Source organism: Clostridium pabulibutyricum (assembly GCF_058242705.1).
The window spans coordinates 326,214-348,427 of record NZ_JBZAYZ010000001.1; the positions used below are offsets into that span (position 1 = coordinate 326,214).

General features: G+C 34.6%; 23 protein-coding genes. 19 read left to right on the forward strand and 4 right to left on the reverse strand.

Going from position 1 to position 22,214, the window contains the following annotated elements; all coding sequences use genetic code 11:
• Positions 1–26 precede the first annotated feature (26 nt).
• The 8 genes from spoIIM to AC4CVH_RS01680 all read left to right on the forward strand — a co-directional run bounded on the left by spoIIM (position 27) and on the right by AC4CVH_RS01680 (position 6,366).
• On the forward strand, positions 27–671 hold the full coding sequence (gene spoIIM, locus AC4CVH_RS01645; RefSeq protein ID WP_490785974.1) for a stage II sporulation protein M: 645 nt from the start codon (positions 27–29) through the stop codon (positions 669–671).
• A gap of 15 nt (positions 672–686) precedes the next feature.
• Complete coding sequence (locus tag AC4CVH_RS01650) at positions 687–899, forward strand: endonuclease III (protein ID WP_490785975.1); 213 nt, start codon at positions 687–689, stop codon at positions 897–899.
• A gap of 22 nt (positions 900–921) precedes the next feature.
• Positions 922–1,800, forward strand: coding sequence for a site-specific tyrosine recombinase XerD (gene xerD, locus AC4CVH_RS01655; RefSeq protein WP_490785976.1), 879 nt, complete (start codon positions 922–924; stop codon positions 1,798–1,800).
• Positions 1,801–1,911: 111 nt separating this feature from the next.
• The gene (locus tag AC4CVH_RS01660; protein ID WP_490785977.1) at positions 1,912–3,150 is read left to right on the forward strand and encodes a D-alanyl-D-alanine carboxypeptidase family protein; all 1,239 of its coding nucleotides are present in this window, start codon (positions 1,912–1,914) and stop codon (positions 3,148–3,150) included.
• Between the two features lie 83 nt (positions 3,151–3,233).
• Positions 3,234–4,406: a tRNA nucleotidyltransferase/poly(A) polymerase family protein gene (locus tag AC4CVH_RS01665; protein WP_490785978.1), complete on the forward strand. Its 1,173-nt coding sequence runs from the start codon at positions 3,234–3,236 to the stop codon at positions 4,404–4,406.
• The gene (locus AC4CVH_RS01670) at positions 4,390–5,151 is read left to right on the forward strand and encodes a segregation/condensation protein A (protein ID WP_490785979.1); all 762 of its coding nucleotides are present in this window, start codon (positions 4,390–4,392) and stop codon (positions 5,149–5,151) included. The genes AC4CVH_RS01665 and AC4CVH_RS01670 overlap by 17 nt, the downstream gene beginning before the upstream one ends.
• Entirely contained in the window at positions 5,099–5,692 is a 594-nt protein-coding gene (gene scpB / locus AC4CVH_RS01675) for an SMC-Scp complex subunit ScpB (protein WP_490785980.1), read from the forward strand. Before AC4CVH_RS01670 ends, scpB begins: the two co-directional genes overlap by 53 nt.
• Before the next feature lie 32 nt (positions 5,693–5,724).
• A complete protein-coding gene (locus AC4CVH_RS01680; RefSeq protein WP_490785981.1) occupies positions 5,725–6,366 on the forward strand; it encodes a lactate utilization protein in 642 nt (213 codons plus the stop codon).
• Between the two features lie 42 nt (positions 6,367–6,408).
• Here the strand turns inward: AC4CVH_RS01680 and AC4CVH_RS01685 are convergent, their stop codons facing one another.
• Positions 6,409–7,062 carry a DUF4397 domain-containing protein gene (locus tag AC4CVH_RS01685; protein ID WP_490785982.1) on the reverse strand — a complete coding sequence of 218 codons (654 nt, stop codon included), beginning with the start codon at positions 7,060–7,062 and terminating at the stop codon, positions 6,409–6,411.
• Between the two features lie 80 nt (positions 7,063–7,142).
• Positions 7,143–7,622 carry a DUF4883 family protein gene (locus tag AC4CVH_RS01690; protein WP_490785983.1) on the reverse strand — a complete coding sequence of 160 codons (480 nt, stop codon included), beginning with the start codon at positions 7,620–7,622 and terminating at the stop codon, positions 7,143–7,145.
• 95 nt (positions 7,623–7,717) lie between these two features.
• On the opposite strand from AC4CVH_RS01690, the gene AC4CVH_RS01695 reads away from it, so the two are divergent.
• Together AC4CVH_RS01695 and AC4CVH_RS01700 are read left to right on the forward strand one after the other, a co-directional pair.
• Entirely contained in the window at positions 7,718–8,551 is an 834-nt protein-coding gene (locus tag AC4CVH_RS01695; protein WP_490785984.1) for a Cof-type HAD-IIB family hydrolase, read from the forward strand.
• A gap of 17 nt (positions 8,552–8,568) precedes the next feature.
• Complete coding sequence (locus AC4CVH_RS01700) at positions 8,569–8,841, forward strand: metal-sensitive transcriptional regulator (RefSeq protein WP_490785985.1); 273 nt, start codon at positions 8,569–8,571, stop codon at positions 8,839–8,841.
• 43 nt (positions 8,842–8,884) lie between these two features.
• On the opposite strand, the gene AC4CVH_RS01705 is transcribed toward AC4CVH_RS01700, so the two are convergent.
• Both AC4CVH_RS01705 and AC4CVH_RS01710 read right to left on the reverse strand, forming a co-directional pair.
• Positions 8,885–9,364 (reverse strand): threonine/serine exporter family protein, encoded by a 480-nt coding sequence (locus AC4CVH_RS01705; RefSeq protein ID WP_490785986.1) that lies wholly within the window; start codon positions 9,362–9,364, stop codon positions 8,885–8,887.
• A complete protein-coding gene (locus AC4CVH_RS01710) occupies positions 9,361–10,131 on the reverse strand; it encodes a threonine/serine exporter family protein (RefSeq protein WP_490785987.1) in 771 nt (256 codons plus the stop codon). Before AC4CVH_RS01710 ends, AC4CVH_RS01705 begins: the two co-directional genes overlap by 4 nt.
• Positions 10,132–10,307: 176 nt before the next feature.
• Here AC4CVH_RS01710 and glyA point away from each other — a divergent pair, with 176 nt between their 5' ends.
• From glyA to hisB, 9 genes are all read left to right on the forward strand, one after another.
• On the forward strand, positions 10,308–11,543 hold the full coding sequence (gene glyA / locus AC4CVH_RS01715; protein WP_490785988.1) for a serine hydroxymethyltransferase: 1,236 nt from the start codon (positions 10,308–10,310) through the stop codon (positions 11,541–11,543).
• 138 nt (positions 11,544–11,681) lie between these two features.
• Positions 11,682–11,918, forward strand: a complete 237-nt coding sequence (locus AC4CVH_RS01720; RefSeq protein ID WP_490785989.1) for a hypothetical protein — start codon at positions 11,682–11,684, stop codon at positions 11,916–11,918.
• A 115-nt stretch (positions 11,919–12,033) separates the two neighbouring features.
• Complete coding sequence (locus tag AC4CVH_RS01725; protein ID WP_490785990.1) at positions 12,034–15,798, forward strand: phosphoribosylformylglycinamidine synthase; 3,765 nt, start codon at positions 12,034–12,036, stop codon at positions 15,796–15,798.
• A gap of 98 nt (positions 15,799–15,896) precedes the next feature.
• On the forward strand, positions 15,897–16,754 hold the full coding sequence (locus tag AC4CVH_RS01730; RefSeq protein ID WP_490786303.1) for a DegV family protein: 858 nt from the start codon (positions 15,897–15,899) through the stop codon (positions 16,752–16,754).
• A gap of 136 nt (positions 16,755–16,890) precedes the next feature.
• Positions 16,891–18,057: an iron-containing alcohol dehydrogenase gene (locus AC4CVH_RS01735; protein WP_490785991.1), complete on the forward strand. Its 1,167-nt coding sequence runs from the start codon at positions 16,891–16,893 to the stop codon at positions 18,055–18,057.
• A 330-nt stretch (positions 18,058–18,387) separates the two neighbouring features.
• Positions 18,388–19,560 (forward strand): ATP phosphoribosyltransferase regulatory subunit, encoded by a 1,173-nt coding sequence (gene hisZ / locus AC4CVH_RS01740; RefSeq protein WP_490785992.1) that lies wholly within the window; start codon positions 18,388–18,390, stop codon positions 19,558–19,560.
• A 35-nt stretch (positions 19,561–19,595) separates the two neighbouring features.
• Positions 19,596–20,273 carry an ATP phosphoribosyltransferase gene (hisG, locus tag AC4CVH_RS01745; RefSeq protein WP_490785993.1) on the forward strand — a complete coding sequence of 226 codons (678 nt, stop codon included), beginning with the start codon at positions 19,596–19,598 and terminating at the stop codon, positions 20,271–20,273.
• Positions 20,270–21,562 (forward strand): histidinol dehydrogenase, encoded by a 1,293-nt coding sequence (gene hisD / locus AC4CVH_RS01750; RefSeq protein ID WP_490785994.1) that lies wholly within the window; start codon positions 20,270–20,272, stop codon positions 21,560–21,562. Before hisG ends, hisD begins: the two co-directional genes overlap by 4 nt.
• A gap of 14 nt (positions 21,563–21,576) precedes the next feature.
• The gene (gene hisB, locus AC4CVH_RS01755; RefSeq protein ID WP_490785995.1) at positions 21,577–22,176 is read left to right on the forward strand and encodes an imidazoleglycerol-phosphate dehydratase HisB; all 600 of its coding nucleotides are present in this window, start codon (positions 21,577–21,579) and stop codon (positions 22,174–22,176) included.
• Positions 22,177–22,214 lie beyond the last annotated feature (38 nt).

Genomic DNA, 22,214 nt, shown 5'->3' on the forward strand with positions numbered 1-22,214 from the left:
AGAGATTAACAAAAGGGGGATGAGTTATGCGGGAAGGCAGGATAACAAACGTAATAAACAGACATGTTCAAGATAACTTCTGGCTTTATGTGATAACACTGCTTTGCTTTTTTACAGGAATAGTTATTGGAATATACAGTGTAAGATACATGGGCGGTTTCGAGAAAAATGATCTAGTGAGTTATCTTACAAGTTTTAAAAATAGTATAAATTCGGGAAATATAGATTACAGAACTATTCTTTTGGAGGCTTTGAAGGTAAACATACCTGTGATATTTGTAATATGGTTTTTAGGACTTACAATGATTGGAATACCTGTAATACTTGTAATGGATGTGCTTAAAGGATTTACCATAGGTTTTGCTTCCAGTTTTATAATAAATGGACTTGGCATAAAAGGGGTATGGATGGACCTTGTTGGAATACTTCCGCAAAATATAGTTTATGTTCCATGTATAATATTTTCTTCTGTAATTGCGATGGAATTTTCTCTTGCTATACTTAAGGACAAATCAGGCAGTCAGTGGAAAAATCATGCATTTATAAAGTTCACATCATATTCAATGACATTTATACTGGTGGTTGTTTTAATGGGCATAGGACTTCTGATGGAGACATATGTTACACCAAACATGATGAAACTTGTTGCAATTTCAAGCATTGTACTTTAAGGTGGGAGAGCAATTATGAAATTTTTATTTGTGACTTTGAAATGCTTTCTTATACTTATGGTATTTGGACTATTTTTGCCAAAGCTTGTTGATTATATGTTATACTATTTTATAATCAAGCCGGATGTATATCATAACAGTGTATTTGTGTACAATGAATTTAATAAAAATATAACTGTATTATATAATTATAGTGTAATAATCAAAGAGTTTTTAAAATTTAGTTGAATTTTGAAGTGTGGTGACTTTCGTGAAAAATTTTTTGCTTGATTATGTTCATGAACTGCAAAAAAAACAAGTTTCAAAAAATACTATGGATGCTTATGTTAGAGATATTATAAAATTTTTGAATTTTATAAATGACAGGGAGGAAGATGTAAAAAATATAGAAGTTGTTTCTATTATGGCATATGTCCAGCAGCTCCAAAAAGAGGGAAGGGCTGTTTCTTCAATAGTGAGAAATATAGTATCTTTGAGAAACTTTTACAAGTACCTGATGTTGAAGGGGGTTGTAGATGAAAATCCAGTTTTATATTATGAAGTTCCAAAGGTAAAGCATAATATTCCGAAAATACTGACGGTAGATGAAGTTGACAGGCTACTTTCCGCACCTGATGTAATGAAGGACAAGGGAATAAGGGACAAGGCGATGCTTGAAGTTATGTATGCAACGGGGATGAAAGTCATGGAACTTTTAAGTCTTACTATATACGATGTGAATTTAAAACTTTCATATATAAGATGCAGGAACTCCAAAAAACAGGAGAGAGTAATACCGATAGGTTCTGTAGCTGTCAGATGTTTAAAAAGATACATTGATGTAAGGTCGAAACTCAATACATATAATCTTGATTTTGTTTTTTTAAATTTAAGAGGTGTGCAGATGAGCAGACAGGGCTTTTGGAAAATAATAAAATACTATGCTGAGAAAGCTCATATAGATAAAAATATAAATGCGTTTACTTTAAGACATTCATTTGCTGTCCATCTCCTACAGAATGGAGCAGATATAAGGTCAGTTCAGGAATTGCTTGGGCACAAGGACTTGTCTGCCACCGAAATATATGAATCTGTAGTAAAGAAGAACAAAATTGCCGAGGTATATAAAAAATTCCATCCGAGAGCATAGAGGGTGAGATAAAAAAATGTTTTCCAAAATGAATAATTACAACCTTCAATTGCAAATACTAAATTTGATGTAATTTTAGTTTTGTAAAAAGATGAAGGGAGTAAAGTTTAGATGAGGAAAATATTCAGGTCTTTTATTTCAAAAATATTGCTTTCTGTATTTTTAGTACAATTTTGTAGCGCCTTTACTTTTTACGTAGAAGCCAATGGAAATATGTATGAAAGAAAGACTGCTGGAAGTATATATGCTGCTCCAAAAGATAATCAGGATACATCTGCTTTGAATGTAGATGCCAGTTCAGCGCTTCTTATGGAGCCAAAATCCGGAAAAGTCATATTTGAAAAAAATGCTCATGAGAAATTTGAACCAGCATCCGTCACAAAAATAATGACAATGCTGCTTACAATGGAAGCTGTTGATTCAGGCAAAATCAGTCTCAAAGACAAGGTTACCGTAAGTGAGAATGCAAAGAAGATGGGCGGAAGTTCCATGCTGCTCGATACTGGAGAGGTTAGAAGTGTTGAAGAACTCATAAAGGGAATTGGAATAGCTTCTGGAAATGATGCAGCAGTGGCTATGGGAGAGTATATTGCTGGCAATGAGCAGGCCTTTGTAGAAATGATGAATAAAAGGGCACAGGAACTTGGAATGAAAGATACATCCTTTAAAAATTGTACTGGGCTTACGGTACCGGGACATGTAACATCTGCTTATGATATATCTATAATGTCGAGAGAACTTTTAAAGCATCCTAAGATACTTAAGTATACGGGGACTTATATGGAAACCATATCACAGGGAAGAAAAAAGCCAATAGAGCTTGTTAATCACAATAAGCTGGTAAGGTTCTTCAAGGGATGTGATGGACTTAAAACAGGATTTACAGACGCGGCAAAATACTGTATATCCGCAACTGCAGTAAGAGATAATGTTAGAATGCTTGCAGTTATAATGGGATCTCCAAGTTATAAGGTGAGAAATAAGGATGCAAGTATGCTGATGAACTATGGATTTTCAAAGTATAAGTCGTTAAATTTGGTTACTAAGGGAAAAAAGATTAAAAAAGTAAATCTCGATAAAAAAGGAAATAAATTTTTTTATGCAGTTTCCGGTGACACGCTAAATGTTGTTATAGATAGGAACGAAAGTAATAAAGTAACTTATAAATGTGAAATAAATAAAGGAAGAAAAAAATATAAAAAGAATGATGTTATAGGCAATTGTTATGTTTATGTGAATGGAAAGATTGCAGGAAAGGTAAAACTTCACTGTGACAGAGATATCAAGCTGCCTGGAATTCTTCAAAATTTGAAAAATAGTTTGGTTGATATAGTTAATAAGGGTGTATGAGATTATAGAGCATAATGGTATAATAAAGGCAGAAATCATTAAAAAATGTTTTCTGTCTTTATTAGCGTTTTGGAGAGATGAAAGTGAATATATTAGATGAATTTGATTTTCAGGAATTACAAGTTGTAAAATCTATAAAAGATACGTGTGTCTCTAAAAAACTGGACGCCTATATAGTTGGAGGAGCAATAAGGGATGCACTTTTAAAGGTAAAAGTTAAAGATATAGACATATGTGTTAATGCAAATCCTCTTATTATAATTGAAAATATACCAGGAGTTTTAAAATTTGATTATCATGAAAGATTTCAGACAGCTTCTCTGAAGTTTGAAAATGGCGTGAAGATAGATTTAATAAGATCCAGAAGTGAGAAGTATTATAGGTTTGGGGATTTGCCTGCAGTTCACCCTTCTGATATCATGCAGGATCTTTATAGGAGGGATTTTACCATAAATGCGCTTGCATATGATTTGAAGCGTGATAAAATAATGGACTTATATGGAGGAATACAGGATATTGAGAATAAGATTCTGCGGAAGATACATAAAAATAGCTATGAAAAAGATCCTACCAGAATATTCAGGGCAGTAAGATACAGCAGCAGATATGGATTTTCTATTGCTGATGAGGAGGAAATTACAGCCTGTATAGATGCAGGAGTATTGAAGACTATAAGCAGTGATAGAAAAATAAGAGAAATGCTGCTTATATGTTCCGAAAGTCAATGGAAGACATCATTTAAAGTTTTAAAAAAATTGAATATAGTTGATTTGGATTTAAAAAAAATAGGGATAAAAAATCCTTTAATAAATTATGAAGATGAAAATTTGAGATTGTTGAATTTGGTTTATTCTATTAATAACAAGTCGAATATAAATTATTTTGTTCATAATTCCATAATGAGTCCTGTTTTAAGAAAATCTATTGTGTATATATTGGAGAATGGTAAAAACTTTGAAAAAAATCTTGAAAATGCTGAAGAGAACAGCTACATATTCACTTGCATGGACAAGATTACGAAATACAGCATGGCATATTTTGCGTGGAATTATAAGTTAAAGTATAAAATATACAATTACATTTTTAATCTCAGTGAATGTAAATTAAATGTAAATGGAAATTACATAAAGGCTCTTGGAGTTAGTAACGGAAAAACCATAGGAAAAATATTAAAGTATATTTTAAAAGTAAAATTAGATACAGGTATAGAAATTACTGCAGGTTCGGAGGAATTTGAATATGTCTTTGAACATTAAAATAGAAAATTTTGAGGGACCCTTCGATTTGCTTCTTCATCTTGTTAAAAAAAATAAAATGGATATATATGATGTAAAGATTCATGAAATAACAAACCAGTATATAGATTATATAAATAAAATGAAGCAAATGGATCTTGAAATTACATCGGAATTTATAGTAATGGCATCTACACTTCTCGAGATAAAATCGAAGATGCTTTTACCAAAGCATGTACAGGAGAGTGAAGATGAAGAAGAAGATCCGAGGAAAGAACTTGTGAAGAAGCTCGTTGAATATACAAAGTTTAAAAGGGCAGCTGAATTTTTGAAGCAGCGTGAAGTAAATACAGGCATGAGTTTTGGAAAAAAACCAGAAATAATAATTGAGAGTGAAAGCAAGATAAATTCGGAGAACTTTTTGAAAGGTGTAACTATTTTGAAGCTTTACAATATATATACGAAACTTATGAATGTATATTTAAATAAGTTGAATACTGAAAACGGGCTTCCAAGGGAAATACCCAGAGACAAGTTTAAGATAGAAGATAAAATGGAGTATATAGAAAAGAACATAAAAGTTGGACAAACTATTAGATTCTCCAACATAATGAACGAGTGCAAATTTAAAGTTGAAAAAGTAGTAACATTTGCTGCACTTTTGGAACTTGTAAAGATAGGATTTGTCACTATAGCACAGGAAAATGTTTTTGATGAAATATATTTGGAAGGGACGGTTAAATTTGGAAAAGAAAAAGCATTGTGATATTTTAGAGGAAGGTAGGTTTGATAATAAAAGGTATTTTTCAGTAATTGAATCTCTCCTTTTTGTGTCTGGTGAACCTCTTGAACTATCAAAAATTGCCAGAATACTTGAGTGCAGTATGGACTTTGCTAATAAAATAATGAGTGATATGATGAAGTCATATAAAGATTCCAGCAGAGGGATAAATATTATAAACTCTGATGAAAAATACAGTTTGGCTACAAAAAACGATAACAGCACATATGTTGAAAAGCTCATAGGTTCAAATTCAAGACAATCACTCTCAAGAGCGTCACTTGAAACTCTTTCTATAATTGCATACAAACAGCCTATAACAAGAGTTGACATAGATGAAATAAGGGGTGTTAAGAGTGACAGGGCAATTTCAAGTCTTATGGACAAGGAACTTATAAGAGAAAATGGAAGACTTGATGTGCCTGGAAGGCCGATACTTTATAGTACTACTGATAATTTTCTAAGACATTTTGGATTTGAAAATCTTAATATGATGCCTGAGTTGGATCAACTTGTGAAACAATGATTTAAAAATCTATATTTGGAGGGGATGTATTTATGGACGAAAATAAGAAATGGGTCAGAGAACAGAGAGTCATGAGGACAATTGACAATTTGAAGAAAAACAATATGGAAGCTTATTTTGCAGAGGACAAAGAGGTTCTTTTGAAAAAATTAGGCGAGTTATTAAAAGAAGGAGACAGTGTGGCAGTTGGAGGTTCAGCTACTTTATTTGAAACAGGAGTTATTGATTTTTTAAGATCAGGGAAGTACAATTTTTTTGACAGACATAAAAAAGGACTTTCTCGTGAGAACATAAAGGAAATATTCAGAAAAAGTTTTTTTTGCAATGACTACCTGGTAAGTACCAATGCAGTTACAGAAGATGGTGAACTTTATAATGTAGATGGAACTGGAAACAGGGTTGCAGCGATGTTGTATGGTCCCGATCATGTAATAGTAATTGTGGGATCAAATAAAATAGTAAAAGATGTGAATGCAGCAGTAGAAAAGGTAAAGCAGGATGCTGCACCGGCAAATACAAAAAGACTTGGAATAGATACACCCTGTAGCAAGATTGGATATTGTGTTGACTGTAAATCCGACAGCAGAATATGCAATGACTATGTTCTAATAAAAAGACAAAACGTAAAAGGAAGAATAAAAGTAATTATTTTAGATGAGGATTTTGGCTATTAATAAATAAATTTAAGGTTGGCACAGTGAAGCGCCAGCCTTAAGTTATTTTCGTATATAACTGTTGCCGTCAAGTGGAATCAAAAGCTTCATATTTGTAGGATCCAGGGAATTTCCAACAGCAGCTATACTGTAGAATCTGTTTGGAAGAAGTCTTGCATTTGGCACGGTAAGAAGCCTTCTGTTATTTTGGTCTGTTATAAAAAATGTATATGTTCCGGGATCAAGAGTTTCATATGAAGTTACTCCCATATAAGGTACATTTCTAAATAGGGTTCTTCCATCATGTGTTACCAAATTCAAATTTACAGGAGAGTCAAATAGATTTACGAACTTAAGCATGACTTTGTCTTGAGGTTTCGGCATTATTACATCTTCTATAGGCAGAATACCTATATTTGGGTAATTTCCTGTAATTGCAGCAGTCCATATTTTGCCCGGTGGTATAAATATGCTGCGTGAAAAAATCGGATTTGCAGTGGTACCGGCAGGAAATACAGTTACATTGTAAATACCTGATGGGATAGGCTTATATTCTGAAAATGACATATATTCTAGATTTCTGAAAAACAGCCGTTCGTTCAAGTATACGTCAACTGGTCTGGAGTTTACACTTGAATTAAGCATTCTTATATGGGATACTTGACCTGTTTCTCGCATGTAGTAGTTCCTATATAGCATGTCTGGAAAGATGAACATAACATTCCGCCTTTTATAATTAATTTACATTATAATATATGTTTACTTAACCTGCTGTGATACAATTATATAATAGTATATTACTGTTTAAATATATATTTGCCGAGGCTGTATAAATTGAGAGATATGGGTATCTTGCTTGTATCTATGTAGTCCATACTGTAGATTCCGTCCCAGGGATACACAGATACGAGTGTACTGCTGTAGATGTTGACAAGAAACTTTTCTTGTTTGAATTCAATGATTATCTTGTAAAAAGGTTTTTTATTGGATATATTTTTAGGTGTATTTATAAAATTTTTTTGATTCAGAGATTCAAACATGTCTTTTACATCTTTTATAGTTTCTTTGTCGAGGGGTTTTTCCTTGTGAAAATTAGTTTCTGTTATAATGCACTTTGAGGGCATTTCCTGTTTTAGCTTTTTTACGAGTATGTTTGTATAATAGAATTTGTTTTGTTTTTTGGAATTATACTCTAGAAGATTTAAGTTGTTTGTACATCCTGTAAATAAAATAAATACGGCAATTATTAAAGTGAAAAAGACAACTAACTTTTTCATATTTGACACCTTTATAATCATTACTATAAATTAAAGATATGCATGCGTAACATCTTTTATTACTTGACTTTAATTAATGTGTAGGAGGTTTTTTTTTGAAATATAAACTTATAGCTGTGGATTTGGATGGAACACTTTTAAATGATGAAAAACTGATTTGTGATTATAATTTCAGCAGAATAAATAAGGCAATTGACATGGGAGTCAAATTTGTACTTTGTTCTGGAAGACTGAGAAGTGGATTGGAAATTTACCATAAGATGGTGGGACAAGAGCAGCCGATCATATGTTGCAACGGATCTATTGTAGTTGATGATAAAGGAAAAATAATATACAACAGCCCGATGAGTAAAAGTTCAATAATTAAAATAATAGACATAATCAGGGAAAGAAAAAAGGATACATATTATAATCTTTATGATGAGAATATAGCTTATACCGAGAATTTTTCTGAGATACTTCAGGGCTTTTATAGATTTAAAAAACAACTTGGCCGGGATTTCAAATTTGAAGTTAATATTGTGCCAGACTTGAAGTCTACCGTGCTCGATCCGGACAGGTCCATAAATAAAATGGTAATAATTGATGGCGAATTGGAATATTTGGAGCATGTAAGAGAAAAGCTGCAATTTGTCTCCAATATAGAAATTACAAGTTCGGATATTACAAATATAGAAATTATGAAAAAAGACGTGTCAAAAGGTGCAGGAATTGAAATATTGTCGAGGCATCTTGGAATACCTATAGAAGAATGCATAGTAGTTGGAAATGATCAAAATGATATGAGTATGATTAAAACGAAAGCTTTTGGAGTTGCTGTTGCAAATTCAATAACTTCGCTAAAAGAATCGGCGGACTATGTTACACTTAAAGATAACAATCAGGGTGCAATAGGAGAAATTATAGATAAATTTATAATAAATCAATAGGGTAGGAAGTGAATATTTTGGAGGGAAAAGTAGTTAAAAACAGAGATATCCAAATCAGACTTAGAAGAATAGAGGGACAGATAAAAGGAATTGAAAAGATGATTGACGGTGATAACTGCTGCAAGGATATTTTAATACAGGTTGCAGCGGTAAGGGCGGCCATAAACAAAGTTGGTGGTCTTGTAATTCAAAATTATGCTAAAACCTGTTTTCTTTCCGAATATGATAAAGAAGTGGAAAAGGAGAAAATAGAGGACTTTATTTCAAATCTTACAATGTTTTTAAAATAACCCATAGAATAATGGCGGGCTTTTTTCAGGCCCGCTGTTTTTTTTACCTATTTTTAAATTTGTTTTTTAAAAGAAGCAGTTTTTCAAGATGAAGTTTTCTTTTGAAAAGTACGGATGCTTTTGATATTGAGGATACGGAAAATACACCAATGGCTATGGTTCCTGCAATTTCAAGGGTATGTATTCCGGTTTGGATTGAGTCTTGTGTATTTCCCTGTACTGTTTCAAACATGGTATTGTACATTCCGCTTCCAGGTACAAGAGGAATCAATGTTCCTATTATAAAAGGTGTTGCAGGGGTTTTTAGGAGTCTGGCCATTATTTCGGAATATATGGAACCTATGATGGAGGCGGAAAAATACGCCAGAATATTTGAATAACCAAGAAAGTGATATACAAGGAGATATATGAACCAGGTTATTCCTCCGCCTATTGAGGAAAATATAAGATTTTTACCTCTTATATTGTAGAGTATTCCGAAACATAATGTTGCAATCATTGCATATAAAGAGCTCAACATCATAGATTTATACCTCCTGTAATAATCCACAGCTTTACTATGATTCCGGTTCCGACTGCTATGGCTACAGCCACAAAAAGCGCCTCTATGGCACCTAGAATTCCAGATAGAAGATCACCTGCTATAGTATCTCTTATAGCGTTTGTAATTGCAATTCCTGGTACAAGCACCATTATTGATCCTATTATTATAGTATCGGTATGTGATGCGATATTTAAAGAAGTGCTCACAAGGGCTATAAATGCTGCTGATGCACCACATATTGCGTTTAGAAAAAACTCATTTGATTGAAAATAACTTAGCCATACTGATATTATTTTTATTATGCAGCCTATTGCAAAAGATACATAGAAATCATTTATATTTCCCCCGAAAACAAGGCAAAAAAATGCGGAGGCGCCCCCCGAGAAAAGTATATTTGCAGTTGTTGAATAAGGCTTTGTGTTGTCAATCTTACAAAGCATATTTTGAATATCACCTGGATTACAGTTGAAATCCAGAATATGTCTTGAAATATTGTTCACCTGTGATATTTTTTCAAGATTTTGGGTTCTTCTCTTTACTCTTTTTACAAGTGATATGTTTTCACCTTGATTACTTCGGACAGATACGATTATTACATTTATGGTAACATAAGCATCTACATCACATATGCCGAAGGAGATACATATCCTGGTTATAGTTTCTTCAACCCTGTATATTTCAGCACCGCTTTCCAGAAGAATTTTGCCTGCATAGGCTGCAACATTCAGTACGTTGTTGATATCCATTCAATATTCCCTACCTTAGATTGAAGTTTTTAATTTACGATAATTATAGTATAATTTTATCGATTTTACTACAATTAATTTGTAATTAAATTGATTATGATAATTATAAGCTGTATAATAAATAACAATAACAAAATTATATAATCTTTAAAATAACGTACGGGGAGGAATAATAGATGGATTTTAGTAGTCTAAAAAATACAGATAAAGATGTATTTGATATTATAAATGAGGAAAGTGCAAGGCAGGAGGACGGTATAGAACTTATTGCCTCTGAAAATTTTACCAGTAAATCGGTAATGGAAGCCATGGGATCATTTCTTACAAACAAGTATGCCGAGGGTTATCCCGGAAAAAGATACTATGGAGGATGTTATGTAGTAGACAAGGTAGAGGATATTGCAAGAGATAGAATGAAGAAATTATTTGGTGCCGAGCATGTAAATGTCCAGCCTCATTCCGGTTCACAGGCAAATATGTCTGTTTATATGTCGGTTTTAAAGCTTGGCGATACAGTTATGGGAATGAATTTGAACCATGGGGGTCATTTGACTCATGGAAGCAAGGTAAGCTTTTCAGGAAAACTTTACAATTTTGTATCCTATGGTGTGAGCAAGGAAACTGAAAGAATTGATTATGATGAAATGAGAAAGATTGCACTTGAGTGCAAACCTAAAATGATCGTATCCGGTGCAAGTGCATATCCTAGAGAAATAGATTTTAAAAAAATAAGAGAGATTTGTGATGAAGTTGGAGCATATATGATGGTTGACATGGCTCATATAGCAGGTCTTGTTGCAACAGGAGACCACATGTCTCCTGTACCTTATGCAGATTTTGTAACTACAACTACGCACAAAACTCTCAGAGGCCCAAGAGGCGGAGCTATAATCTGCAAGGAAAAGTATGCAAAGGCAATTGACAAGACTGTATTCCCTGGAGTACAGGGCGGACCACTTATGCATATAATTGCAGCCAAGGCAGTTTGTTTTGGTGAGGCACTTACAGAAGACTACAAAAAATATATGAAGCAGGTTGTTAAAAATGCAAAAGTACTTGCAGAAGAACTTAAAAATTATGGTTTCAGGCTTATAAGCGGAGGAACGGACAATCACCTTATACTAATAGACCTCACAGCAAAGAACATAACAGGAAAAGAAGCTGAAAAACTTCTTGAAGATGCAGGAATTACAGTAAACAAAAATGCAATACCTTTTGATACACTTGGACCTAATATAACCAGCGGAATAAGAATAGGAACTCCGGCTGCAACTACAAGAGGATTCAAGGAAGAGGAAATGAAGAAAATAGCCTATTTTATAAATTATGTAGTTGAGAACAGAGACAAGGATTTGTCAAGTGTAAAGGCGGAAGTAAAAGCTTTATGCGATAAATATCCTATATATAAATAATTTTGAACGGGAAACAGGGAAGGTGCTTTAAGGCACCTTCCCTAGTTTTTTGCCTAAATTTTATAAAATACAAATAAAATAAAACTTCAGTTCATATAAATTAAATTAGTAATATAAATTATATGGCGGGGTGATTTTATGATAGAGAAGGGCAATCTTATTGAAGTAGAAGATATTAAAAATACGAGGAATGGAATACATGTTTTTTTTCGTGGAATATGTATGGAAAACTGTAGTCCGGGACAGTGTGTAAATGTAAAAATGACATCTGGACGTACTGTATCAGGTAAAGTTTACAGGAATATGAATTCTTATATAAATGTTCACCACTTTTTTAAACAAGCCAAGCAAATTATACAAATAAAAAGTTTTTAACGTGATTTTGTTGTAGCTGTTTCCCAAAATGTTTATATATGATATAATATACACGAATAATTTTAAAAAAAATATAAAAAACGTTCGAAAAATATAGTTGAGGGAGATATCGCAAATGAGTATTAGAAGATTATTTGTAGAAAAAAAATCGGGATTTGATGTTGAAGCAAAAAACCTTTTAAGAGACATGAGAGAAAGTCTTGGAATAAGAGACATCGATAATGTGAGAATAATAAACAGGTACGATATTGAGAATATAGACGATAGTGGATATGAGAAGTTGAAGTATACTGTATTTTCCGAAAAAACTGTAGATAAGATATATGATGAAAATATAACTGACATTGGAAAAAATAAAATTTTTGCAGTTGAATATCTTCCAGGACAGTATGACCAGAGAGCGGATTCCGCATCACAGTGCATTCAGATATTGACCCAGAAAGAAAATGTGAATGTAATATCTTCCAAGGTTTATATAATTCAAGGCGATGTAACTGAGGCAGAATTTAATTCTATAAAGAAATACTGTATAAATCCAGTAGATTCGAGAGAAGCTTCTCTTGAAAAACCTTTTGAGCTTTACAAAGAAGTGAAGGTACCTTCGAATGTTGAAATTTTAGATGGATTTTTAGAAAAAAGCAGAAAAGGTCTTGCAGATTTTATAGCAGAGAAAGGCCTTGCAATGAGTCTTGACGATCTTGAATTTTGTAGAAGATATTTTAAAAATGAGGAAAAAAGAAATCCTACTATAACTGAAATAAAGGTAATAGATACATATTGGTCCGATCATTGCAGACATACTACATTTATGACAGAGTTGAAAAATATAGAAATTGAAGACGGAAATTTAACAAAACCAATTAAGGATACATGCAGGGAGTATTTTAAATTCAGGGAAGAACTCAAAAGAGACAAAAAGCCTGTATGTCTTATGGATATTGCAACAATTGCAATGAAAAAGCTCAAGGCTGATGGAAAGCTTGATGATCTCGATGAATCTGAAGAAATAAATGCATGCAGTATAGTGATTGATGCGGATGTAGATGGAAAGTGTGAAAAGTGGCTTGTAATGTTTAAAAATGAAACGCACAATCATCCTACTGAAATTGAGCCTTTTGGAGGAGCTGCAACGTGTATAGGAGGGGCAATACGAGATCCTCTTTCTGGAAGGTCATATGTATATCAGGCCATGAGGGTTACGGGAAGCGGAGATCCCACATTGGATTTGAAGTCAACTTTGGAGGGCAAACTTCCACAGAAAAAGATAACGAACGGTGCAGCAGAAGGATATAGTTCCTATGGAAATCAGATAGGGCTTGCAACTGGAATGGTAAGTGAAATCTATGATCCTGGTTATGTTGCAAAGAGAATGGAAATTGGAGCTGTAATAGGTGCTGTACCTTCGAAGAATGTAGTGAGGGAAAGGCCTGAAAAGTCGGATATAATAATACTCTTGGGAGGCAGAACCGGCAGAGATGGATGCGGTGGAGCTACAGGATCTTCAAAGAAGCACACGGAGAAGTCAATACTTACGTCAGGTGCAGAGGTACAAAAAGGTAACCCTGTTACAGAGAGAAAGCTGCAGAGACTTTTTAGAAAACCTGAAGTCAGCACTCTTATAAAGAGATGCAATGATTTTGGAGCAGGCGGTGTATCGGTTGCAATAGGTGAACTTGCAGACGGACTTGATATAAATCTGGATCTTGTACCTAAGAAATACGAGGGGCTGGATGGAACTGAACTTGCAATATCGGAGTCTCAGGAGAGGATGGCAGTTGTTGTTTCAAAAGATGACAGGGAAAGGTTTATAAAGTATGCTGAGGATGAAAACCTTGAAGCGACTGCAGTTGCAGTAGTTACAGATACAAACAGACTGAGGTTTTACTGGAGAGATAAAATAATAGTTGATTTGAACAGGGATTTTATAAATACAAATGGAGTCAGGGCTCAAACGGATGTATTTGTAAAATCGCCGGATGAGACAGAATCATACTTTAAAAATACTTTGAAGGCAGGAAAAGGAAATGTAAAGACAACATGGCTTAACATGCTTGAGAATCTCAATGTGTGCAGTGAGAGAGGGCTTATAGAAAGATTTGACAGTACTATAGGCGCATCTACAGTGCTAATGCCTCTTGGAGGAAAATATCAGCTTACAAAAATTGATGCCATGGCAGCTAAAATACCGGTACCTTCGGGAAACACAAATACAGCTACAATCATGAGTTATGGATATAATCCTAAAATATCAAAATGGAGTCCGTTTCATGGAGCTTTGTATGCTGTATGCGAGTCAGCAGCAAGAATTGTTGCATCAGGAGGAAGAGCTGATAAAATAAGACTTACTTTTCAAGAGTATTTTGGAAGTCCACAGAAAGATCCAAAAAGATGGGGAAAACCATTTTCTGCACTTCTTGGAGCGCTACTTGCACAGAAAGAGCTCGGGATTGCTGCAATAGGAGGAAAAGACAGCATGTCTGGTACCTTTAAGGATATGGATGTACCGCCTACACTTGTTTCTTTTGCAGTTGTGGCTTCAGGGGCGGATAAGATAATATCCCCTGAATTCAAGAGGCCGGGGAATAAAATTATATTCATACCAGTTTCGATGGATGATTGCTGCATACCTGATTTCGAAGGAATGAAAAAAAATTACGAGGCTGTAAATTCACTTATAGGACAAGGAAAGATAATATCGGCCCAGTCAGTACGAGATTATGGAATAGCAGAAGCGGTAAGCAATATGAGCTTTGGAAACAAGATCGGGTTTGATTTCTCGAACAATTTCGATCAAGAGAAACTTTTCTACCCATACTACGGTTCGATAATAGCAGAGGTAGAGGGCGACTTTGAAGAGTGCCTGGAACTAAAAGACATCACCTATGAAATTATAGGCACGACTACAAGTGAATGTGTTATAAAAATAGATAGTGAAACTATAGATATAGACCAAATGATAGATGCATGGAGCGGTACTCTCGAAGGTGTATTTCCTACAAGAACGGGAGATTCAAGTAAAAAAATTGAAAATATAAGTTTTGAAGCCAAAAAGGTTGTATCGCCGTCAATTAAAATTTCCGCTCCAAGAGTGTTTATCCCGGTATTTCCAGGCACTAACTGCGAGTATGATTCAGAGAGAGCTTTTACAAAAGCAGGTGCTAGGGTTGATACACTTGTATTTAAAAACTTGACTATAAATCAGATAGAAGAATCTATAGATGAAAGCGTGAAGAAGATAAATAATTCCCAGATTATAATGTTCCCCGGAGGATTCAGCGCGGGCGATGAACCTGACGGTTCTGGAAAATTTATAGCAGATGCATTTAGAAATCCGAAAATAAAAGAAGCTGTTCTTGAACTTTTGAATAAAAGAGACGGACTTATACTTGGAATATGCAACGGTTTCCAGGCACTTATAAAACTTGGACTTGTGCCTTTTGGCGATATAAGAGATATAAAGAGTGGTTATCCTACCTTGACATATAATAAGATAGGCAGGCATATATCGCGTGTTGTTAATACAAAGATTGTTTCAAATATTTCGCCGTGGTTCAGCAAAGTGAGAGTAGGGGATGTACATTCAATTGCAATATCTCACGGAGAAGGAAGATTTGCAGCTTCCGAGGAAATGATGCACAAACTTATTCGTAACGGCCAGATTGCAACGCAGTATGTTGATTTTTCTGGAAATCCTGACTGCAGTGACGAGTTTAATCCTAATGGATCTTTCTATGCAGTGGAAGGCATAACAAGTCCTGATGGAAGAGTGCTTGGAAAGATGGGACATTCAGAAAGAATTGGAAAGAATATATTGAAAAACATACCTGGATGCAAGGACCAGAAGATATTTGAGTCTGGAGTAAGATATTTTATGGATTAGCCTGCAGTGTTAATTTTTAGGTGAAGGTGGTATACTAAGTACAACTGTGTGATTAATACTTATATAAGGGGAGATTGCTAGTGGTAAAGCCTATAATTATGACAGACGCCAGTTGTGATATGCCTGAGAATTTTATATTTGAAAATCATGTGCCTTTTCTTGGATTAATGTGTCGTTTCAAGGGAAATGACTATGAAGATGATTTTGGACATTCACTTAGCTATGAGAGATTTTACAAGGGACTCAGAGAGGGAGAATTTCCATATACTACCCAGGTGAATGAATACAGATTCCTTGAAAAGTTTCGCGAACTTCTCGGGGAAAACAGGCCTATAATCTACATAGGTTTGTCTTCTGGAATAAGCGGAACTTTCAACAGTGCAAAGCTTGCACAGGAGGAACTTGCGGATGAGGGATTCAAAAATATAACTGTAGTAGACAGCCGAGGAGCATCCATAGGACTTGGACTTTTAGTATACCATGCCGTTGAAATGGCGAATCAAGGTTCAAGTGTAGATGATATAGTCCGATGGGTAGAGGAAAGCAGAGACAAGATGAACTATTGGTTTGTGGTTGAAGATCTTAAACATCTTAAAAACGGAGGAAGAATATCAGCATCGAAAGCTATAATAGGTACAGTTTTGGATGTAAAACCTATAATTGTAATACAAAAAGATGGTACTTTGAAAAATGTTGCAAATATCAGGGGAAAGAGAAAAGCTTTCAAGTATCTTGCTAGAAAGTTCGGAGAACTTGCGGAGGACAGCCAAGATACACTCATAGGAATATCTCATGGAGATTGCATTGATGATGCGTTTGAACTCAAGTCAATGATGGAAAAAGAGTTCCCGGGCAACAGGTTTATAATGAACTCCCTTGGACTTGGAATGGGTACTCATTGCGGAAATGGCATGGTTTCACTTTGTTTTATGGGAAAAACAAGAGATTATATCTAAAGAACGGAAGATTTTATCTTTCGTTCTTTAACATAAAAAGTTTTTCCTTCAACTAGTATAATATATGTCTATGTGATAATATATATCTGAATAATAAGTCAAAAAACAAAATACCTAGTATTGGAGGAGAAAACATATGTCGAGATTTACTTTACCAAGAGATATTTACTTTGGAGAGAATTCACTTGAGGAATTGAAGAATATTCAAGGAAACAAAGCAGTTGTGGTAGTTGGCGGAGGTTCAATGAAAAGATTTGGATTTCTAGACAAGGTTGAAAAATATCTGAATGAAGCAGGAATTGAAGTTAAGCTTATAGAAGGTGTTGAGCCGGATCCATCCGTGGAAACCGTAATGAATGGTGCAAAAATCATGAGAGAGTTTGAACCGGACTGGATAGTTTCTATAGGTGGAGGATCACCGATTGATGCAGCCAAGGCAATGTGGATATTTTACGAATATCCAGATTTTACATTTGAAAAAGCAATAGTTCCTTTTGGAATTCCAAAGCTTAGAAACAAGGCAAGATTTATTGCGATACCTTCAACCAGTGGAACGGCAACTGAAGTAACATCATTTTCTGTTATAACGGATTACAAATCAAAAATAAAATATCCGCTTGCAGATTTTAATCTTACTCCGGATATTGCAATAATAGATCCTGAACTTGCACAGACAATGCCGAAAAAACTTACTGCACATACTGGAATGGATGCCCTTACTCATGCAATAGAGGCGTATGTTGCAAGTCTCCGTTCTGATTTTTCAGACCCACTGGCACTTCATGCCATTGAGATGATTTATAAATATCTTGTAAAATCCTATGAAGGAGACAAGGAAGCAAGAGCACAAATGCACATAGCTCAGTGCTTGGCAGGAATGGCATTTTCAAATGCACTTCTCGGAATAACTCACAGCATGGCTCATAAAATAGGAGCTGTTTTTCACATACCACATGGCTGTGCCAATGCTATATTCCTTCCTTATGTTATAGATTTCAACAAGAAAGCATGCAAGGATAGATATGCTGATATAGCAAGAAGATTAAAACTTAGTGGAAGTACGGATGATGAACTAGTAGATTCCTTGAATGCACTGATAAAGGATTTAAACAAGAAAATGGAAATACCTTCTACAGTAGAAGAATACGGAATAAGCAGGGAGGATTATGATGCTGATGTTGATTTTATAGCACATAATGCAATGGAAGATGCCTGCACAGGTGCAAATCCTAGAAAGATAACAGAACCTGAAATGAAAAAGTTGTTCCAGTGTGTATATACTGGAGAAAAAGTAGACTTCTAATTTTACATAGAAGATTTATTTTGAGCCTAGAGATTTCAATCTAGGCTCTTTTTATCGGGGTTGTATTAATATAAGAAATATCTAGTGGAGAATTGGTGAAATGAAAAATGAGAAAAAATTTGCATTTAAGTTCGGAAGAAGTGTAATAAAAGATGTATTAATTGTTGATACGTCTTTTTTTGTCCAAAGTTTTTCTCAAAGACACATTTTAATAATTTAAAAATAGAGAACATTAAATAAAAAACTATTGAAAAATTTTATACAATCTGATACTATAACACTATACCAATTTATCACTTTATCATGATAAATTAAAACAGGAGGATACAGATGGAGAACTGGGAAAGATATATACCTGAAGGTGCAAAAGATCTTATTTTTGAGGAGTGCAGCAGAAAAGTCGGCATACAGAATATACTCAGGGAAACTTATATGGATGCCGGCTTTCTGGAGATTTCATCGCCTCTCTTGGAATTTTATGATGTATTTAACTATGACAAAACTATATTCAAGCAGGAGGATATGTATAAATTATTTGACAGTCAGGGAAGAATGATGGTATTGAGACCGGATATGACGACACCTGCTGTTAGAATTTCAGCAACAAAGCTTAAAAATGCACCTCATCCATTAAAGCTCTGTTATACAGAAAATATATATAGACGAAATGAAATTTTAAACGGAAAAGATATGGAAATTGCCCAATCGGGAATAGAAATAATAGGGGCGGACAGTATAAACGCCGATGTTGAAATTGTTACTACTGCAATAAGAGCTCTTTTAAGGTGTGGACTTGAAAACTTTAAAATTGAGCTTGGTCAGATTGATTTTTTTAAAAGCATAATAGGCGATACAAAATTGGATGAAGAGAAGAAAGAAATACTGAGAAACTATGTTGAAAATAAAAATTTTACAGCTCTCGGAAGTTTTATATACAATAATAAAAATGAGATAGGCAAAAACAATACATTGATATTAGAACAGATCACAAAGTTGTTTGGAGGCATTGAAATCCTGGATAGAGCAGCTTCAATGACAGATAATAGAGAGGCACTCCGTGCAATTCAAAATGTAAGAGATGTATACAATGCAGTTTCAAGTGCCGGATATAAAAATTATATATCAGTTGATCTTGGCATGATACAAAATATAGATTATTATACTGGAATAATATTCAGAGGGTATTCAGAGGGTGTCGGGGACAGTATATTAAGCGGAGGAAGGTATGACAACCTTGCAAGGCAATTTGGAGATAATGAATGTGCTACGGGACTTGCTGTAGATGTTGACAATATAATGAAAGTTTTTGATGGTGAATCTTGGAAAAGAGATAAAAAGAGAATACTTATATATTATGAGAATGGGAATTATGCAGATGCCTATAAAAAAGCAGAAGCACTTAGATGTGAAGGCGCAGTGGTTGAAATGAGCATATTTAATACGAGAGAAGAGGCGGAAGAATACTTTAATTTTAAAAAAATGGATGAATTTATAGTTGTATGATAGTTTTAAATTTTATATGTGGGAAGTGAAAAAACTTGAATAATAGAAAACTTTTAAAAATAGCTTTGACAAAGGGAAGAATAGAGAAAAGTGCAGTCCGTATGTTCAAGGCCATTGGTGCGGATTGCAGCGAAATTGAAAATAAGGGAAGAAAACTTATATTCCATGATGATAATTATAATGTAGATTTTGTTCTTGTAAAGGCTCCGGATGTACTTACCTATGTTGAGCATGGAGCTGCAGACATAGGTATAGTTGGAAAAGACACAATGATGGAATACAACAAGAATTATTATGAACTGCTTGATCTGAAGTTCGGCAAATGTAAATTTTCCCTTGCAGGTCTCAAAGACAAAAAATTTTTCGAAGGTTATAACAGAAAGAAGATTGCCACTAAGTATCCGAATGTAGCGCGGAATTATTTTAAAAAGATAGGCTGTGACATTGAAATAATAAAAATAGAAGGTTCCGTGGAGCTTGCGCCTGTCCTTGGACTTTCAGATGCTATTGTGGATATAGTTGAAACGGGAACAACTCTTAAGGAAAATGGCCTTGAAATTTACAGGGATATATGTGATATAAGTACGAGGCTTATAGTAAATATTGCAAGTCTCAAGATGAAGAAGGATGAAATAGAAGAAATTGTGGATATGCTTAAAGAGCAGGTGGATCAAAGAGAAGACAGGGCAGAGTTTAAGGAGGCATTGAAATGATGAAGATAATTAAGGGAGATACAGATTCAAAACTTGAATATATGAAGCTTTTAAAAAGCAGGAGAACTGATGTGGATTCAAGTGTGGAGAAGGCGGTATCCAAAATACTTCAAGATGTGCGGCAGCAGGGGGATAAAGCACTTCTTTATTATACAAATAAGTTTGATTCAAAAGAGTTGAATAGAGAAAATATTCTGGTTACAAGAGATGAAATTGACAACGCTTATGAAAAAGTCGACAAAAATTTTATTGAAGCTATAAAAAAGGCTAAGAAAAATATTGAAAGGTTTCATAGACACCAGGTTCACAATTCTTTTGTAGTTGCAGATGAACCGGGAAAGATAATGGGACAGAGATATATTCCTCTTGAAAGAGTCGGTGTGTATGTACCAGGTGGTACAGCAGCATATCCTTCTTCCGTACTTATGAATATAATTCCTGCCAAAATTGCAGGGGTGGATGAGGTGGTAATGGTTACTCCTGTCAGAGAGAATCTAAGTATAAATCCAAGTGTGCTTGTGGCTTGTGATATAGCTGGAGCTGATAAAATATACAAGGTAGGCGGTGCACAGGCGGTGGCTGCCCTTGCCTATGGAACGGAAACAATACCGAGAGTTGATAAGATAGTAGGACCTGGAAATATATTCGTGGCAACTTCCAAGAAGCTTGTTTACGGGGAAGTCGACATAGATATGATAGCAGGGCCAAGTGAGATACTTGTGGTTGCAGATAAAACTGCAAATCCAAGATTTGTTGCAGCTGACCTTATGTCACAGGCAGAACATGACAAACTTGCGTCATCGGCTCTTGTAACTACATCCTATGAATTTGCCGAAGAAGTTGACAGAGAAGTGGAAAAACAGATAATTTCACTTGAAAGGCGAGAAATAATAGAGGAATCACTCAAAAACAATGGGATAATAATTGTAGTTGACAGTATAGAAGACGCAATTGAGCTTGGAAATGAAATTGCACCGGAACATCTTGAGTTATGTATAGAAGACCCTTTCTCACACCTTCCCAAAATAAGAAATGCAGGTTCGGTATTTTTGGGATCTTACAGCCCGGAGCCACTTGGAGACTATTTTGGAGGACCAAACCATGTACTTCCAACAAGTGGTACGGCAAGGTTTTTTTCACCACTTTCTGTAGATGACTTTGTGAAAAAATCAAGCTATATATACTATTCCAAGGAAGAACTTCAAAAGGCAGCGGACAGCATAATGACAATAGCTGAGGATGAAGGACTTACTGCACATAAAAATTCAATATATGTAAGGAAAAATTAGAGAGGTGTGGTTTTATGAGTGGAGATGTTTCTAGAAAGGCTGTAATTGAAAGAAATACTCTTGAAACGAAAATAAAAGTTGAACTTGATATAGATGGAAGTGGAGAGTATAAAATTGATACGGGAATAGGATTCTTCGATCATATGATTACTATGATAGCTAAGCACGGTAATGTAGATTTGAATGTATCTGCAGAGGGCGATTTGGATGTTGATTTTCATCATACTGTAGAAGATGTTGGAATAGTAATTGGACAGTGTATAAAAAAGGCTCTTGGAGATAAATCCGGCATAAAAAGATATGGAACTTTTTTTGTACCTATGGATGAGAGTCTTGAAATGGCATCTATAGATTTGAGCGGAAGGCCTTACCTTGTATTTGAAGGAGAGCTCAGGAGCCCAAAAGTTGGAGACATGGATACGGAACTTGTAGAGGAATTTTTTAGGGCACTTGCATTTAATTCAGATATGACTCTTCATGTAAAATCCCTTTATGGGAAGAACACACATCATGTTATAGAGGGAATGTTCAAGGCATTTTCCCACGCTTTTAGAGAAGCCTATACAAAGGATAGTGAAATAAAAGGGGTACTTTCAACAAAAGGAGTTATATAGGCCTTTATAAAAATAATAAACATAGGGAGGCATAAAAA

What these genes read in the sequence shown, in the direction of transcription:
- AC4CVH_RS01720 (WP_490785989.1), top strand. Translation starts at nt 11,682, where the DNA reads ATGATAGAGAAGGGCAATCTTATTGAAGTAGAAGATATTAAAAATACG.
- AC4CVH_RS01690 (WP_490785983.1), bottom strand. Translation starts at nt 7,622, where the DNA reads ATGAAAAAGTTAGTTGTCTTTTTCACTTTAATAATTGCCGTATTTATT.
- AC4CVH_RS01670 (WP_490785979.1), top strand. Translation starts at nt 4,390, where the DNA reads ATGTCTTTGAACATTAAAATAGAAAATTTTGAGGGACCCTTCGATTTG.
- hisZ (WP_490785992.1), top strand. Translation starts at nt 18,388, where the DNA reads ATGGAGAACTGGGAAAGATATATACCTGAAGGTGCAAAAGATCTTATT.
- AC4CVH_RS01710 (WP_490785987.1), bottom strand. Translation starts at nt 10,131, where the DNA reads ATGGATATCAACAACGTACTGAATGTTGCAGCCTATGCAGGCAAAATT.
- AC4CVH_RS01705 (WP_490785986.1), bottom strand. Translation starts at nt 9,364, where the DNA reads ATGATGTTGAGCTCTTTATATGCAATGATTGCAACATTATGTTTCGGA.
- hisB (WP_490785995.1), top strand. Translation starts at nt 21,577, where the DNA reads ATGAGTGGAGATGTTTCTAGAAAGGCTGTAATTGAAAGAAATACTCTT.
- hisD (WP_490785994.1), top strand. Translation starts at nt 20,270, where the DNA reads ATGATGAAGATAATTAAGGGAGATACAGATTCAAAACTTGAATATATG.
- spoIIM (WP_490785974.1), top strand. Translation starts at nt 27, where the DNA reads ATGCGGGAAGGCAGGATAACAAACGTAATAAACAGACATGTTCAAGAT.
- AC4CVH_RS01725 (WP_490785990.1), top strand. Translation starts at nt 12,034, where the DNA reads ATGAGTATTAGAAGATTATTTGTAGAAAAAAAATCGGGATTTGATGTT.
- AC4CVH_RS01650 (WP_490785975.1), top strand. Translation starts at nt 687, where the DNA reads ATGAAATTTTTATTTGTGACTTTGAAATGCTTTCTTATACTTATGGTA.
- AC4CVH_RS01735 (WP_490785991.1), top strand. Translation starts at nt 16,891, where the DNA reads ATGTCGAGATTTACTTTACCAAGAGATATTTACTTTGGAGAGAATTCA.
- scpB (WP_490785980.1), top strand. Translation starts at nt 5,099, where the DNA reads ATGAAATATATTTGGAAGGGACGGTTAAATTTGGAAAAGAAAAAGCAT.
- AC4CVH_RS01680 (WP_490785981.1), top strand. Translation starts at nt 5,725, where the DNA reads ATGGACGAAAATAAGAAATGGGTCAGAGAACAGAGAGTCATGAGGACA.
- AC4CVH_RS01730 (WP_490786303.1), top strand. Translation starts at nt 15,897, where the DNA reads ATGACAGACGCCAGTTGTGATATGCCTGAGAATTTTATATTTGAAAAT.
- glyA (WP_490785988.1), top strand. Translation starts at nt 10,308, where the DNA reads ATGGATTTTAGTAGTCTAAAAAATACAGATAAAGATGTATTTGATATT.
- AC4CVH_RS01660 (WP_490785977.1), top strand. Translation starts at nt 1,912, where the DNA reads ATGAGGAAAATATTCAGGTCTTTTATTTCAAAAATATTGCTTTCTGTA.
- AC4CVH_RS01685 (WP_490785982.1), bottom strand. Translation starts at nt 7,062, where the DNA reads ATGTTCATCTTTCCAGACATGCTATATAGGAACTACTACATGCGAGAA.